The following is a 13,886-nucleotide window of genomic DNA, read 5'->3' on the forward strand; positions in this document are numbered from 1 at the left end:
TTTTGTTATAATGTATGAGTATTTTATCTGCTTCTGACAAATGCATCATTGTATATACGCAATGGTGCATTTATTATAGAGATTAAGATGATTAACATGCAAAGTTACATAATTGAATCGATAAGCACTGTCTGTAATCAGTGCATTTTAAAGTAAGGTGGTTACCGTCATGGCAATGACAAATCAAGAAAAATTTAAAATACTAGCTGACCAAATTAAGATTGCGAATCAGTTAGACCAAGATATATTAGAACAGGGTGAATTAACGCGTATAGATGTCTCCTCAAAAAATAGATCATGGATGCTTCAAATTAAATTACCGCGCTTTTTATCATATGAAGATTACTTACTTTTTACTAACGCCGTGACAGAAGAATTTAAAACTATTGCGCATGTGGAATGGCAATTTGAAATTGAAAATACATCAAATCAAGATGAACATGCTTTAAAATATTTCAATTATTGTATTGACCAAACTAACCTATCACCGAAAGTAAAAGGCCAACTAAAACAAAAGAAACTTATAATGTCTGGTGATGTGATCAAAGTAGTATGTCAAAATGATGTTGAAGGTAATCATTTTGATAAGGTGTGTAATGGTAGCTTAGTGAGAGCATTTAAACAATGTGGCTTTAACATTACTAAAGTAATTTTTGAAACAAATAATGATAATACAGATGAAGATTTAGCATCATTAGAAGCACACATTCAAGAAGAAGATGAAAAGAGTGCGCGTGAAGCTACTGAAAAATTAGAAAAAATGAAAGCTGAAAAAGCCAAACAACAAGACAATAACGAAAGTGAAGTAAGTAAATGTCAAATTGGGAAACCAATCCAAGTTGAAAGCGTGCGACCAATCGAAAATATTATTGAAGAAGAATTTAAAGTGGCAGTCGAAGGTGTCATTTTTGATATTAACCTTAAAGAATTAAAAAGTGGTCGACATATTGTAGAATTAAAAGTGACTGACTATACAGATTCTCTTGTGTTAAAAATGTTCACACGTAAAAACAAAGATGATTTAGCGCATTTTAAAGCGTTAAGTGTAGGTAAATGGGTACGTGCACAAGGTCGCATAGAAGAAGATACATTCGTCAGAGATTTAGTAATGATGATGTCGGACATTGAAGAAATAAAGAAAGTTTCTAAACAAGATAAGGCTGACGATAAAAGAGTTGAATTCCATTTACACACTTCTATGAGTCAAATGGATGGTATTCCAAATATTAGTGCTTATGTTGAACAAGCTGCAAAATGGGGACATAAAGCCATTGCCGTTACGGATCATAATGTTGTACAGGCTTTCCCTGATGCGCATGCTGCGGCTGAAAAAAATGATGTTAAAATGATTTATGGCATGGAAGGTATGCTGGTAGATGATGGTGTACCGATAGCCTATAAACCGACGGACAGAAACTTAAAAGATGCTACGTATGTCGTTTTTGACGTTGAGACTACCGGTTTATCTAACCAGTACGACAAAATTATTGAATTAGCCGCGGTAAAAGTTAAAGAAGGGGAAATTATAGATAAATTTGAACGTTTTAGTAATCCGCATGAGCGACTTTCTGAAACGATTAAAAATTTAACGCATATTTCTGATGATATGTTAGTGGATGCCCCTGAAATTAACGAGGTGTTAACAGAGTTTAAAGAATGGGTAGGCGATGCCATTTTCGTTGCGCATAATGCTTCATTTGATATGGGCTTTATCGATACAGGTTATGAACATGCTGGCTTTGGACCATCGACTAACGGTGTTATAGATACACTAGAACTTTCTAGAACAATTAACACTGAATATGGTAAGCATGGTTTAAACTTCTTAGCTAAAAAATATGGCGTTGAACTTACGCAACACCACAGAGCAATTTATGATACTGAAGCAACGGCATATATGTTTATTAAAATGTTAAAACAACTTGAAGAATTAAATGTAAATAATCATCAAGACATCAATAAATCTTTAACGAATGAAGATGCCTATAAACGTGCTAGACCTAACCATGTGACACTTATAGTTCAAAACCAAGAAGGTTTAAAAAACTTATTCAAAATTGTGAGTGCGTCACTAGTAAAATATTATTATCGTACACCTAGAATTCCACGCTCATTGTTAGACGAACATCGAGAAGGTATATTAGTAGGTACTGCTTGTGACGAAGGTGAATTGTTCACCGCTGTCATGCAAAAGGATCAAACACAAGTTGAAAAAATTGCTAAATATTATGATTATATTGAAATGCAGCCACCTGCTCTGTATCGAGACTTAATTGATAGAGAATTAATTAGAGATAATGAAACACTTCATGAAATATACAATCGTTTAATGAAAGCAGGACAAGCTGCGGACATTCCTGTAATTGCGACAGGTAATGCACATTATTTATTCGAACACGACGCTATTGCGCGTAAAATTTTAATTGCATCTCAACCCGGGAATCCATTAAATCGTTCAACATTGCCAGAAGCTCATTTTAGAACAACGGATGAAATGTTAGAGGAATTCCATTTCTTAGGTGAAGATTTAGCAAAAGAAATTGTCGTAACAAATACGAATAAATTGGCTGACCAAATTGAACGTGTCGTACCAATTAAAGATGAGTTATATACGCCACGAATGGAAGGCGCTAATGATGAAATTCGCGAATTGAGTTATTCTAACGCTAAAGCATTGTATGGTGAAGATTTACCTCAAATCGTTATTGATAGATTGGAAAAAGAACTTGAAAGTATAATAGGTAATGGTTTCTCAGTAATTTATTTGATTTCTCAGCGACTTGTAAAAAAATCATTAGATGATGGTTATCTAGTAGGGTCACGTGGTTCCGTAGGTTCAAGTTTCGTCGCAACGATGACGGAAATTACAGAGGTCAATCCCTTACCACCGCATTATATTTGTCCAAAATGTAAAACGAGTGAATTCTTTGATGATGGGTCTGTAGGTTCGGGATTTGATTTACCAGATAAAAATTGCGACACGTGTGGCAGTGAACTTATTAAAGAAGGACAAGATATACCTTTCGAAACGTTCTTAGGCTTTAAAGGGGATAAAGTACCCGATATCGACTTGAACTTTAGTGGTGAATATCAACCAGAAGCTCATAATTACACTAAAGAATTGTTCGGTGATGATAAAGTGTTCCGTGCTGGTACGATTGGTACTGTAGCGGAAAAAACTGCATTCGGTTTCGTTAAAGGGTTTTTAAATGATCAAGGAATTCATAAACGCGGTGCAGAGGTAGATAGACTTGTTAAAGGCTGTACAGGCGTTAAACGTACGACTGGTCAGCACCCTGGTGGTATTATCGTTGTGCCAGATTACATGGATATATATGATTTTACGCCTGTGCAATTTCCAGCGGATGATCAATCGGCTTCTTGGATGACGACACATTTTGATTTCCATTCTATACATGATAATGTGTTAAAACTTGATATATTAGGACATGATGATCCAACAATGATTCGTATGTTGCAAGATTTATCAGGCATTGATCCAAAAACGATACCAGTTGATGATAAAGATACGATGGGCATATTTAGCTCGCCACAATCTTTAGGCGTTACTGAAGATGAGATTTTGTGTAAAACAGGAACTTTCGGTGTGCCAGAGTTCGGTACTGGTTTCGTAAGACAAATGTTAGAAGATACAAAACCAACAACATTTTCCGAATTAGTTAGAATTTCAGGACTATCACATGGTACCGATGTGTGGCTAGGAAACGCGCAAGACTTAATTCGTTCAGGGACTTGTGACTTATCAAGTGTAATCTGTTGTCGTGACGATATTATGGTTTATTTAATGTATAACGGTTTAGAGCCATCACTTGCCTTTAAAACGATGGAATTTGTGCGTAAAGGTAAAGGTTTAACTGACGATATGGTAGAAGCTATGGTCGAAAACGAAGTGCCAGATTGGTATTTAGATTCATGTAGAAAGATTAAATACATGTTCCCTAAAGCCCATGCGGCTGCCTATGTATTAATGGCAGTAAGAATTGCTTACTTTAAAGTGCATTATCCTTTATATTATTATGCGAGTTACTTTACAGTAAGAGCATCAGACTTTGATTTAATTTCGATGATTAAAGATAAAGAGAGCATACGTAATACTGTTAAAGACATGTATTCTAAATATATGGATTTAGGTAAAAAAGAAAAAGATACTTTGACTGTGTTAGAAATTATGAATGAAATGGCACATAGGGGTTATCGTATGCAACCAGTAAGTTTAGAAAAAAGTAAGTCATTTGAATTTGTAATTGAAGGTGACACACTAATACCTCCATTTATAGCAGTTCCTGGTTTAGGTGAAAACGTTGCAAAACGTATTGTCGAGGCTAGGGAAGAAGGACCATTTTTATCAAAAGAAGATTTAAACAAAAAAGCTGGTTTGTCACAAAAAGTTATTGATTATTTAGATGAATTAGGCTCATTACCAGACCTACCGGATAAAGCACAATTATCCATATTTGATATGTAGCAGTGCGCTTATTAGCATACAAATAATGTATTTATACGTTTTTATATGGTTGTAAATCATTAATAAATAGTGCTGTTTGTGCGCATCATGAACATATGGTATAATATTATTGTTAAAAGATTAGACTCAAGCAGGAAGAGTGGGCATATTACCCGCTCTTTTCTATTTGTCAAAAAAGGAGGCCAGCATGAGTAAAATAGATCAAGAAGTTGAAGCGCTAATTAAACCCGTTTTGGATGACTTGAATTTTGAATTAGTAGATGTCGAATTCACTAAAGAAGGTAAAGATCATTTTTTACGCATTTCTATTGATAAAGAGGGTGGCGTTGACTTAAATGACTGTACATTAGCATCCGAGAAAATAAGTGAAGTCATGGATAAAAACGATCCTATAGAACAAATGTATTACTTAGATGTTGCTTCACCTGGTGCTGAAAGACCGATAAAAAAAGAGCAAGATTTCCAAAATGCAATCACTAAACCAATCTTTGTTTCTCTCTATGCGCCAATCGAAGGTGATAAGGAATGGTTAGGCACATTACAATCGGTTAATGAAGATACAATTGTCATGGAAGTTAAAGAAAAAGCTAAAACAAAAACAATCGAAATACCAAGAAATAAAATAGCTAAAGCACGTCATTCTGTAATGCTTTAAGTTGATTAGGAGGGTTAATAGTGTCAAGTAACGAACTATTATTAGCTACTGAATATTTAGAAAAAGAAAAGAAAATACCAAGAGAAGTGTTGATTGATGCTATCGAAGCAGCGTTGATTACTGCTTACAAGAAAAACTACGATAGTGCGCGCAACGTGCGTGTAGAATTAAACATGGATGAAGGCATCTTCAAAGTTATAGCTAGAAAAAATGTTGTAGAAGAAGTGTTTGATGACAGAGATGAAATCGATTTAAGTACAGCATTAGTGAAAAATCCAGCATACGAGATAGGTGATATTTACGAGGAAGACGTGACACCAAGTGACTTTGGCCGTGTAGGTGCACAAGCTGCAAAACAAGCGGTTATGCAACGTTTAAGAGATGCTGAAAGAGAAATTTTATACGATGAATTTATCGATAAGGAAGAAGATATCGTAACAGGATTAATTGACAGAGTTGACCATCGTTATGTTTATGTCAACTTAGGACGCACTGAAGCAGTATTATCTGAAGCAGAAAGAAGTCCAAATGAAAAATACATTCCAAACGAACGTATTAAAGTATTCGTCAACAAAGTAGAGCAAACTACTAAAGGACCTCAAATTTACGTTTCAAGAAGTCATCCAGGCCTATTAAAACGTTTATTCGAACAAGAAGTTCCAGAAATCTTTGATGGTACAGTAATTGTTAAGTCAGTTGCACGTGAAGCGGGCGATCGTTCTAAAATTAGTGTACACTCTGATAATCCAGACATCGATGCAGTCGGCGCATGCGTAGGTTCAAAAGGTGCTCGTGTTGAAGCTGTCGTAGATGAACTTGGTGGCGAAAAAATTGATATCGTACAATGGGACGAAGACCCAAAAGTATTTGTACGTAACGCATTGAGTCCATCTCAAGTGCTTGAAGTTATTGTTGACGAAGAAAATCAATCTACAATAGTAGTAGTACCTGATTATCAATTATCATTAGCTATTGGTAAACGTGGACAAAACGCGCGTTTAGCTGCCAAACTAACTGGTTGGAAAATTGATATCAAATCAGAAAGTGATGCACGTGAAGCTGGCGTATATCCTAGTAATTCATTAGACGAAGTAGCTACAGAATCTAATGAACTTGATGAAGAAAATGAAGACAATAATCTTGATGCTTAATAAATAATTGGAGTGATTACTTTATGAAAAAGAAAAAAATTCCAATGCGTAAATGTATCCTTTCTAATGAAATGCATCCTAAGAAAGACATGATTAGGGTTGTCATTAATAAAGAAGGAGAAATATTTGCAGATGCGACAGGTAAAAAACAAGGTCGTGGTGCTTATGTTTCTAAAGATGTAAATGAAGTTGAAAAAGCGCAACAAAAAGGCGTGCTTGAAAAATACTTTAAATCAGATGCTGAAACTTTAGATCCAGTTTATAAAGAGATAGTACGTCTGATTTATCGTGAAGAGATACCTAAATGATGAAAGAGAAAATCGTAAATTTTTTGGGATTAGCTATGCGAGCGGGAAAAGTTAAGACAGGTGAATCAGTCATCATCAACGAAATAAAAAAACATAAAATCCAACTCGTCATTATAGCTGAGGACGCTTCAGAGAACACGAAAAAAGTAATACAGAACAAATGTGAAAGTTACCATATATCATTTCGTATATTTGGAACTAGATCAGAACTAGGACAAGCTTTAGGTAAAGCGGAACGTGTTAACGTAGGAATTACTGACCAAGGTTTTGCTAAAAAGTTATTGTCCATGATAGAAGAATATCGTAAGGAGTGACTATATGAGTAAAAAAAGAATTTACGAATATGCCAAAGAATTAAATTTAAAAAGTAAAGATGTTATAGATGAACTTAAGAAAATGAATGTTGAGGTTTCTAACCACATGCAAGCGTTAGAAGACAACCAAATTGTTGCTTTAGATAAAATTTATAAGCAAGACAACAAACAAAATGACAAAGGTCAAGCTCAACAAGCTAAAAATCAAATTCAAAAACAAGACAATAAAAAACAACAAAGTTCTCAAAAATCTGCTCAAAGTAACAACAAAGATTCTAAAAACAATAAGAAGCAAAATAACAAAAAGCAAAACAATAAAAACAACAAGAAACAAAACAAACAAAATAATAAAGAGCAACAGACAACAAAAGAAACACCTTCTAAAATAACTTACCAAGACGGTATAACAGTAGGTGAACTTGCCGAAAAATTAAATGTTGAATCTTCTGATGTTATTAAAAAGCTTTTCTTATTAGGAATCATGGCAAATATTAACCAATCATTAGATGATGAAACTTTAGAAGTAATTGTTGACGAATATGGTGTAGAACTTGAAAAAGAAGAAGTAGTAGATGAAGAAGATTTAGCCATTTACTTCGAAGATGCAACGGATGATGAAGATGCAATCGAAAGACCTGCCGTAGTTACAATTATGGGACACGTTGACCATGGTAAAACGACATTACTAGATTCTATTCGCCATACTAAAGTAACAGCTGGCGAAGCTGGTGGTATTACACAACATATTGGTGCATATCAAATAGAAAATGACGGTAAAACAATTACTTTCTTAGATACACCAGGACACGCTGCATTTACTACTATGCGTGCACGTGGTGCTCAAGTTACAGACATAACAATTTTAGTAGTTGCAGCTGATGATGGTGTAATGCCACAAACGATTGAAGCAATCAATCATGCTAAAGAAGCTAATGTACCAACAATCGTTGCTGTTAATAAAATTGATAAACCAACGTCTAATCCCGACCGTGTTATGCAAGAATTAACAGAATATGGTTTAATTCCTGAAGATTGGGGCGGCGATACAATTTTCGTACCACTTTCAGCACTTAGTGGCGATGGTATCGATAATTTATTAGAAATGATTGTACTTGTATCAGAAGTACAAGAATTAAAAGCTAATCCGAATAATCGTGCAGTTGGTACAGTTATTGAAGCTGAATTAGATAAATCTCGTGGCCCATCAGCCTCTTTATTAGTACAAAATGGTACGTTAAATGTTGGAGATTCTCTTGTTGTAGGTAATACGTATGGTCGTATCCGTGCAATGGTAAATGATCTAGGACAAAGAATCAAAACTGCTGGTCCTTCTACACCTGTTGAAATTACAGGTATTAACGATGTGCCTCAAGCAGGTGACCGTTTTGTTGTATTCTCTGATGAAAAACAAGCGAGAAGAATTGGTGAAGCGCGTCATGAAGAAAATATTTTACAACAACGTCAAGAAAGTAAAAACGTTTCATTAGATAATTTATTTGAGCAAATGAAACAAGGTGAAATGAAAGACTTAAATGTTATTATTAAAGGTGACGTTCAAGGTTCAGTTGAAGCGTTAGCTGCATCACTAATGAAAATAGATGTTGAAGGCGTCAATGTTAGAATCATTCACACTGCTGTAGGTGCAATTAATGAATCAGACGTTACTTTAGCTAATGCATCTAATGGTATTATTATTGGCTTTAACGTTAGACCAGATAGTGGCGCTAAACGTGCTGCCGAAGCTGAAAATGTAGATATGCGTTTACACCGTGTAATTTACAATGTAATTGAAGAAATCGAAGCAGCGATGAAAGGTCTACTTGATCCAGAATTTGAAGAACAAGTTATTGGTCAAGCAGAAGTTCGTCAAACATTTAAAGTTTCTAAAGTTGGTACTATCGCAGGTAGTTATGTTACAGATGGTAAAATAACACGTAATGCTGGCGTACGCGTTATTAGAGATGGTGTAGTACAATTCGAAGGGGAATTAGATACTTTAAAACGTTACAAAGATGACGTTAAAGAAGTAGCTCAAGGATATGAATGTGGTATCACAGTTGAGAAATTTAATGACCTTAAAGAAGGCGACATCATTGAAGCATACGAAATGGTTGAAGTTGAAAGATAAATAATATAGTATTTCTGTATTTATACTTTAAAAAAGTTACACTTCTAAAATATAATAGGGGTGTAACTTTTTTGTTGTAAGTACAACAATTTTTATTTAATGACATCAGGTGTCTAGGTGTGTTTATATAATTAACACGTAAACAAACGTTGGAGGAGTATTTATGACTAATAAGTATTTAACAAATATAGAACAATTTTGGAGTAAATACTTAGCGCAATATAATTACGAGTATAGTGAAAATTCATTAAATGCAATTGCTGAAAATAACGATGAAACTGCATTTTTGCATCTAGATGATCTCGCTCATTGTCGTGAACGCTTCGGCGAAAATTTCACAGCATTACCTAAGTTTAAAAAATTGCTAAATTTTGCAAATGGCTTAATGACGGTTGATAAAAATAGAAAGAAAATAATGGTTGAAAATTGTACAATTAATCCTATGATTCCACAACCATATTTTGGTAATCCAGAAACTGCAGATATCGTTATTTTAAACAAGCAACCAGAAAATGATTTTAGAACAGACAATCCGAACATCGATGGACAAAGAAAGATTCGCTTGCGTAATAGAATATTACAAGACTTTAGAGGCGATTTGAAATTTAACGGTAGAAAAGGATTTTTACCTTATGAAGATGAACATATCTGGTTTATGAAATATTTTGGTGGAGATTCCTCAATCTTAAAGCAATTTAATATTGATCCTAATCGATTAATGATTTTTAATTATTTTCCTTATCAAACGACTTACCAAGCAGGCGTGCCAAAAGATTTTTTATACACATTAGCTGTTTTACCTTCTCAACAACAAAATGCAGATTTATTTAAAATGATGTTCAATGATAATAAACAACGGATTTATATTGTGAGAGAAGAAGAACTTTGGGGTTCGTATTTTAGTAAAGCTTTTACTGAAGAAGAAAAACAAGTGCTGTTAGAGAATACTTTTGTCTATGCTTCAAAGCAGAATAAATATTTTACCGTAGGAAATATTTTAAGTTATAGAGAGCAACGTGAGAAGTTAAAGCAAAAAAGAAAATTATCTAAATGTGAATACTACAAATGGAATCAACAACTAAAAGAAGCAAGATTAAATGGGAAGTCAGATTTTTATAAAAGAATGGCAACATTAAAAAATAAATAGTAACCATGAAAAATGCAATTGTAAAAGAGGTGGAGCTGAAATGATAATCAGTTCTGCCTCTTATTATTATATATATTGATCAATGATGATTTTTAATTGGTTGATCAGTTCATCTCTATAGGAATCAGGGGCTATTAATTTTATATGCTCATAATATTTTTTAATTAGTGCAAAACATTCAACTTTAGACATTAATATTTGGGCAACTATTTTATCGTTTTTATCATAAGAAGCAATAACATTATATTCTGTAGAAACATATTGCCAAAAACTTACACTAATTGATAGGGTAATCATATTTTTAATTTTCATATCTGCTAATGTGTAGTTGATAGATGTTTCTTTAAGTTGAGCTATATCTTCAAACTTAATAGCATCTATTAAATCATCTATTATATATGTCATCCAAAATTCATCATCAATGACATGAATATTGATTGGGCTAACGTAAAGATGAGTACCTGCTCGTGTTGTAATTGTCATATTGTATTTAGCATCTATGCAACGTGCTACTTGTATAAATGAACTATAATTATAGTCTTTTTCTTTGATATGGAATTTTTTCAATAAATTATGTACCAATATTTTGTGGTTCGTACTAGAAAACGAATACTGTTCTATAAATTTATATATATCTTCATGTACAACAGGCAGTGTGCCTTTAATTTGATATAACAACGTAATTAACATTTGTTGTCTAATTTTTAATGGAAATGTTTGTAGACTGTGCGTTTCTAAAATATTGTCATAAACAATTTTAGCATTAAGCCCTCGCCACTCTTCATCTTCATATAAGAAATTATTAATATCACTAAAATCCCTTTGAACAGATCGTAAGTTGATGTTAAATGCCTGTGCTAAAGTAGACTTCTTTAAATGTTTACCATTTAGTAAACGCGTATATATGTACAAAAGTCTTTCAGGTTTATTCAAACAATACCTCCTAATTACAGCAAAAATCGATTTTTAACACTCTAATTATTTATATTACCATATTTATATTGTCTGTAGTATTAATATATTATAATTAATTTGAAATTTAAAAGGATTAAGCTAAATACAAATTGTGAAAGCTCAAAACATAAACAGTTAGGGAGAAAAAATATACAGTTTGGCATAATTTATATGAAGCAACTCATTATATTTGTAACATTATTACAAATTTTAACAGTTAGGCATTTTAATAGTGCGTAACTGTAAGGTTAATTTGTAAAAGTTATTTAAAAAAATTTCAATAAATAGTGTGATATATGTATTTTGAAATTAAAAAAGTTTGTAATGAAAGGTTTGACGATAATAATCGAACTATCATATAATTTGTAAGTAAGTTAGCTCATAAACAATCGTGAGGTGAAAATGATGAACATGAGAGCAGAACGTGTTGGCGAACAAATGAAACAAGAAATTATGGATATTGTAAACAATAAGGTAAAAGATCCAAGAATTGGATTTTTAACAATAACAGATGTTGAACTTACAAACGATCTTTCAATTGCTAAAGTCTATTTAACTGTTTTAGGGGAACAAAAACAAATTGATGATACGTTTAAGGGATTAGAAAAAGCTAAAGGTTTTATTAAAACTGAATTAGCTTCACGTATGAGATTACGTATTGTACCGGAATTAAACTTTGAGTACGATGAATCAATCGATTATGGTAATAAGATTGAACGTATGATTCAAGACTTGCATAAGAAGGATTAAAGAGAAGCTGGAGCGTAAATCATTGATGGTTTAAGTTCCAGCTTTTTATCGCTTAGACAATAAAAGAAAAGGATGTTTTCGAATATGTACAATGGCATCTTACCAGTATATAAAGATAGAGGCATGACGAGTCACGACGTCGTGTTTAAATTAAGAAAAATATTAGGAACTAAAAAAATAGGACATACCGGTACATTAGATCCGGAAGTTGATGGCGTATTACCTATTTGTATTGGTCCAGCAACTAAAGTTAGTGATTATATTATGGATATGGGTAAAACTTATCACGCTACAGTTTCTTTGGGTTCAAGTACGACGACCGAAGATCAAATGGGCGTTGTTTTAGAGTCGAAGCAGGTAGACAAAAATGGACTAAACGCTGCTGAAATAGATGAAGTAATAACATCTTTTCAAGGGACGATCACACAAATACCACCCATGTATTCATCGGTTAAAGTAAACGGTAAAAAGCTATATGAATATGCAAGAAATAATGAAACTGTTGAACGACCTGTAAGGCAAGTTAATATTTACCAAATTGAGAGAAATGGTGATTTGGTTTATGAAGATGGTCATTGTCTATTCGATTTAATTGTTAGATGTGGTAAAGGAACTTATATAAGAACGTTAGCGACAGATATAGGTAAATCGCTAGGCTTGCCAGCACATATGTCTAAATTAACGCGTACAACTAGTGGTGGATTTAATGTCAATGAAAGCCTGACACTAGAAGAAGTCTCACAGATGCATGAGCAAGAAGCATTACAGGAAAAATTATTTGCTATAGAATATGGTTTGAAAGGTTTGCCTTCTATCAAAATTAACGATGACGACATAAAGAACAAAATATTAAATGGACAAAAGTTCGCTATTAACGATTTTAATGAACCCATTTTTGGTAAAATAGTAATGCTAGATGCACGTACTGAAAAAATATTAGCGATATATGAACCTCATCCAACTAAAGCGGATGAAATTAAGCCTAAGCGGGTTTTTAACTAAAGGAGTATTTGTATGAAAGTTATAGAAGTTACACATCCAATTCAAGAAGATCAATTCATTAAAGAGCCGGTAGCTATGGCTTTTGGCTTTTTTGACGGCATGCATAAAGGCCATGCTAAAGTATTTGATACATTAATTCAAAAAGCAGAAGAAAGTAATTTAAAAAAAGCGGTTATGACATTTGATCCTCATCCTTCAGTTGTCTTAAACCCTGAACGTAAAAGAACAGATTATTTAACACCTATCGAAGATAAATTGGATATTATCGAACAATATGGCATTGATTACTGCATTGTCATCAATTTTTCTTCGAAATTTGCTGATGTTAGTGCAGAAGATTTTGTGAACCACTACATATTGAAAAATAATGTGGTAAAAATAATAGCTGGTTTTGACTTTACTTTTGGTAAATTTGGTAAAGGTAATATGATGACATTAAGTGAATTAGATGAATGCGAAACGACTATAGTTAGTAAATTAGAAATTGAATCTGAGAAAATTTCAACGACAGAAATTAGACGTGCTTTAAAAGAAGGCGATTTAACTAAAGCAAATGAAGAATTAGGTTATCGTTACCAAATTAAAGGTACAGTTGTTCAAGGAGAAAAAAGAGGTAGAACAATTGGTTTTCCAACTGCTAATGTTCAACCAAGTGGAGATTACGTGCTACCTAAAAAGGGCGTTTATGCTGTTAGTATGAAAATTGGCGCTGAAGAAAAAATTTACAGAGGCGTTGCTAACGTAGGAGTTAAACCGACATTCCATGATCCCTCACAAGCACAAGTCGTAATTGAAGTGAATTTATTTGATTTTAAAGAAGATATTTACGGTGAGCGAGTAGTTGTTTATTGGCATCATTTTTTACGCCCAGAAGTTAAATTTGATGGTATTGATCCGTTAGTAGAACAAATGCATAAAGATAAAGAACAAGCTAAATATTTATTATCGGTTGATTTTGGCGATGATGTATCATATAATATTTAAGTCGAAT

11 protein-coding genes are annotated in these 13,886 nt (G+C 33.2%); 10 read left to right on the plus strand and 1 reads right to left on the minus strand.

Annotated features, from left to right (window positions below):
• The first annotated feature begins 169 nt into the window (after positions 1-169).
• From RPL90_RS07000 to RPL90_RS07030, 7 genes are all read left to right on the plus strand, one after another.
• Positions 170-4,486 (plus strand): PolC-type DNA polymerase III, encoded by a 4,317-nt coding sequence (locus RPL90_RS07000; protein WP_313547221.1) that lies wholly within the window; start codon positions 170-172, stop codon positions 4,484-4,486.
• Positions 4,487-4,673: 187 nt separating this feature from the next.
• On the plus strand, positions 4,674-5,141 hold the full coding sequence (gene rimP, locus RPL90_RS07005; RefSeq protein WP_048794058.1) for a ribosome maturation factor RimP: 468 nt from the start codon (positions 4,674-4,676) through the stop codon (positions 5,139-5,141).
• Between the two features lie 20 nt (positions 5,142-5,161).
• A complete protein-coding gene (gene nusA, locus RPL90_RS07010) occupies positions 5,162-6,292 on the plus strand; it encodes a transcription termination factor NusA (RefSeq protein WP_313547224.1) in 1,131 nt (376 codons plus the stop codon).
• 23 nt (positions 6,293-6,315) lie between these two features.
• Complete coding sequence (gene rnpM / locus RPL90_RS07015; protein WP_313547226.1) at positions 6,316-6,600, plus strand: RNase P modulator RnpM; 285 nt, start codon at positions 6,316-6,318, stop codon at positions 6,598-6,600.
• The gene (locus tag RPL90_RS07020; RefSeq protein WP_313547227.1) at positions 6,597-6,914 is read left to right on the plus strand and encodes a L7Ae/L30e/S12e/Gadd45 family ribosomal protein; all 318 of its coding nucleotides are present in this window, start codon (positions 6,597-6,599) and stop codon (positions 6,912-6,914) included. The genes rnpM and RPL90_RS07020 overlap by 4 nt, the downstream gene beginning before the upstream one ends.
• 4 nt (positions 6,915-6,918) lie before the next feature.
• A complete protein-coding gene (gene infB / locus RPL90_RS07025) occupies positions 6,919-9,042 on the plus strand; it encodes a translation initiation factor IF-2 (RefSeq protein WP_313547229.1) in 2,124 nt (707 codons plus the stop codon).
• A gap of 163 nt (positions 9,043-9,205) precedes the next feature.
• Entirely contained in the window at positions 9,206-10,189 is a 984-nt protein-coding gene (locus RPL90_RS07030; RefSeq protein WP_313547231.1) for a hypothetical protein, read from the plus strand.
• A 66-nt stretch (positions 10,190-10,255) separates the two neighbouring features.
• Here RPL90_RS07030 and RPL90_RS07035 read toward each other — a convergent pair whose 3' ends face one another.
• Entirely contained in the window at positions 10,256-11,122 is an 867-nt protein-coding gene (locus tag RPL90_RS07035; protein ID WP_313547233.1) for a hypothetical protein, read from the minus strand.
• A gap of 423 nt (positions 11,123-11,545) precedes the next feature.
• On the opposite strand from RPL90_RS07035, the gene rbfA reads away from it, so the two are divergent.
• The 3 genes from rbfA (at position 11,546) to RPL90_RS07050 (ending at position 13,879) form a co-directional block, all read left to right on the plus strand.
• A complete protein-coding gene (gene rbfA / locus RPL90_RS07040; protein ID WP_048794052.1) occupies positions 11,546-11,893 on the plus strand; it encodes a 30S ribosome-binding factor RbfA in 348 nt (115 codons plus the stop codon).
• 84 nt (positions 11,894-11,977) lie between these two features.
• Positions 11,978-12,895: a tRNA pseudouridine(55) synthase TruB gene (gene truB, locus RPL90_RS07045; protein ID WP_313547236.1), complete on the plus strand. Its 918-nt coding sequence runs from the start codon at positions 11,978-11,980 to the stop codon at positions 12,893-12,895.
• 12 nt (positions 12,896-12,907) lie between these two features.
• Positions 12,908-13,879: a bifunctional riboflavin kinase/FAD synthetase gene (locus RPL90_RS07050; protein WP_313547238.1), complete on the plus strand. Its 972-nt coding sequence runs from the start codon at positions 12,908-12,910 to the stop codon at positions 13,877-13,879.
• Positions 13,880-13,886: the final 7 nt, after the last annotated feature.

This window comes from Staphylococcus kloosii (genome assembly GCF_032139365.1).
Lineage (GTDB): Bacteria > Bacillota > Bacilli > Staphylococcales > Staphylococcaceae > Staphylococcus > Staphylococcus kloosii_A.

Bases quoted from the DNA above. Each gene is read 5' to 3' on its own strand.
- rnpM (WP_313547226.1), top strand. From the start codon at position 6,316: ATGAAAAAGAAAAAAATTCCAATGCGTAAATGTATCCTTTCTAATGAA.
- RPL90_RS07020 (WP_313547227.1), top strand. From the start codon at position 6,597: ATGATGAAAGAGAAAATCGTAAATTTTTTGGGATTAGCTATGCGAGCG.
- RPL90_RS07000 (WP_313547221.1), top strand. From the start codon at position 170: ATGGCAATGACAAATCAAGAAAAATTTAAAATACTAGCTGACCAAATT.
- truB (WP_313547236.1), top strand. From the start codon at position 11,978: ATGTACAATGGCATCTTACCAGTATATAAAGATAGAGGCATGACGAGT.
- rimP (WP_048794058.1), top strand. From the start codon at position 4,674: ATGAGTAAAATAGATCAAGAAGTTGAAGCGCTAATTAAACCCGTTTTG.
- rbfA (WP_048794052.1), top strand. From the start codon at position 11,546: ATGATGAACATGAGAGCAGAACGTGTTGGCGAACAAATGAAACAAGAA.
- RPL90_RS07050 (WP_313547238.1), top strand. From the start codon at position 12,908: ATGAAAGTTATAGAAGTTACACATCCAATTCAAGAAGATCAATTCATT.
- infB (WP_313547229.1), top strand. From the start codon at position 6,919: ATGAGTAAAAAAAGAATTTACGAATATGCCAAAGAATTAAATTTAAAA.
- RPL90_RS07030 (WP_313547231.1), top strand. From the start codon at position 9,206: ATGACTAATAAGTATTTAACAAATATAGAACAATTTTGGAGTAAATAC.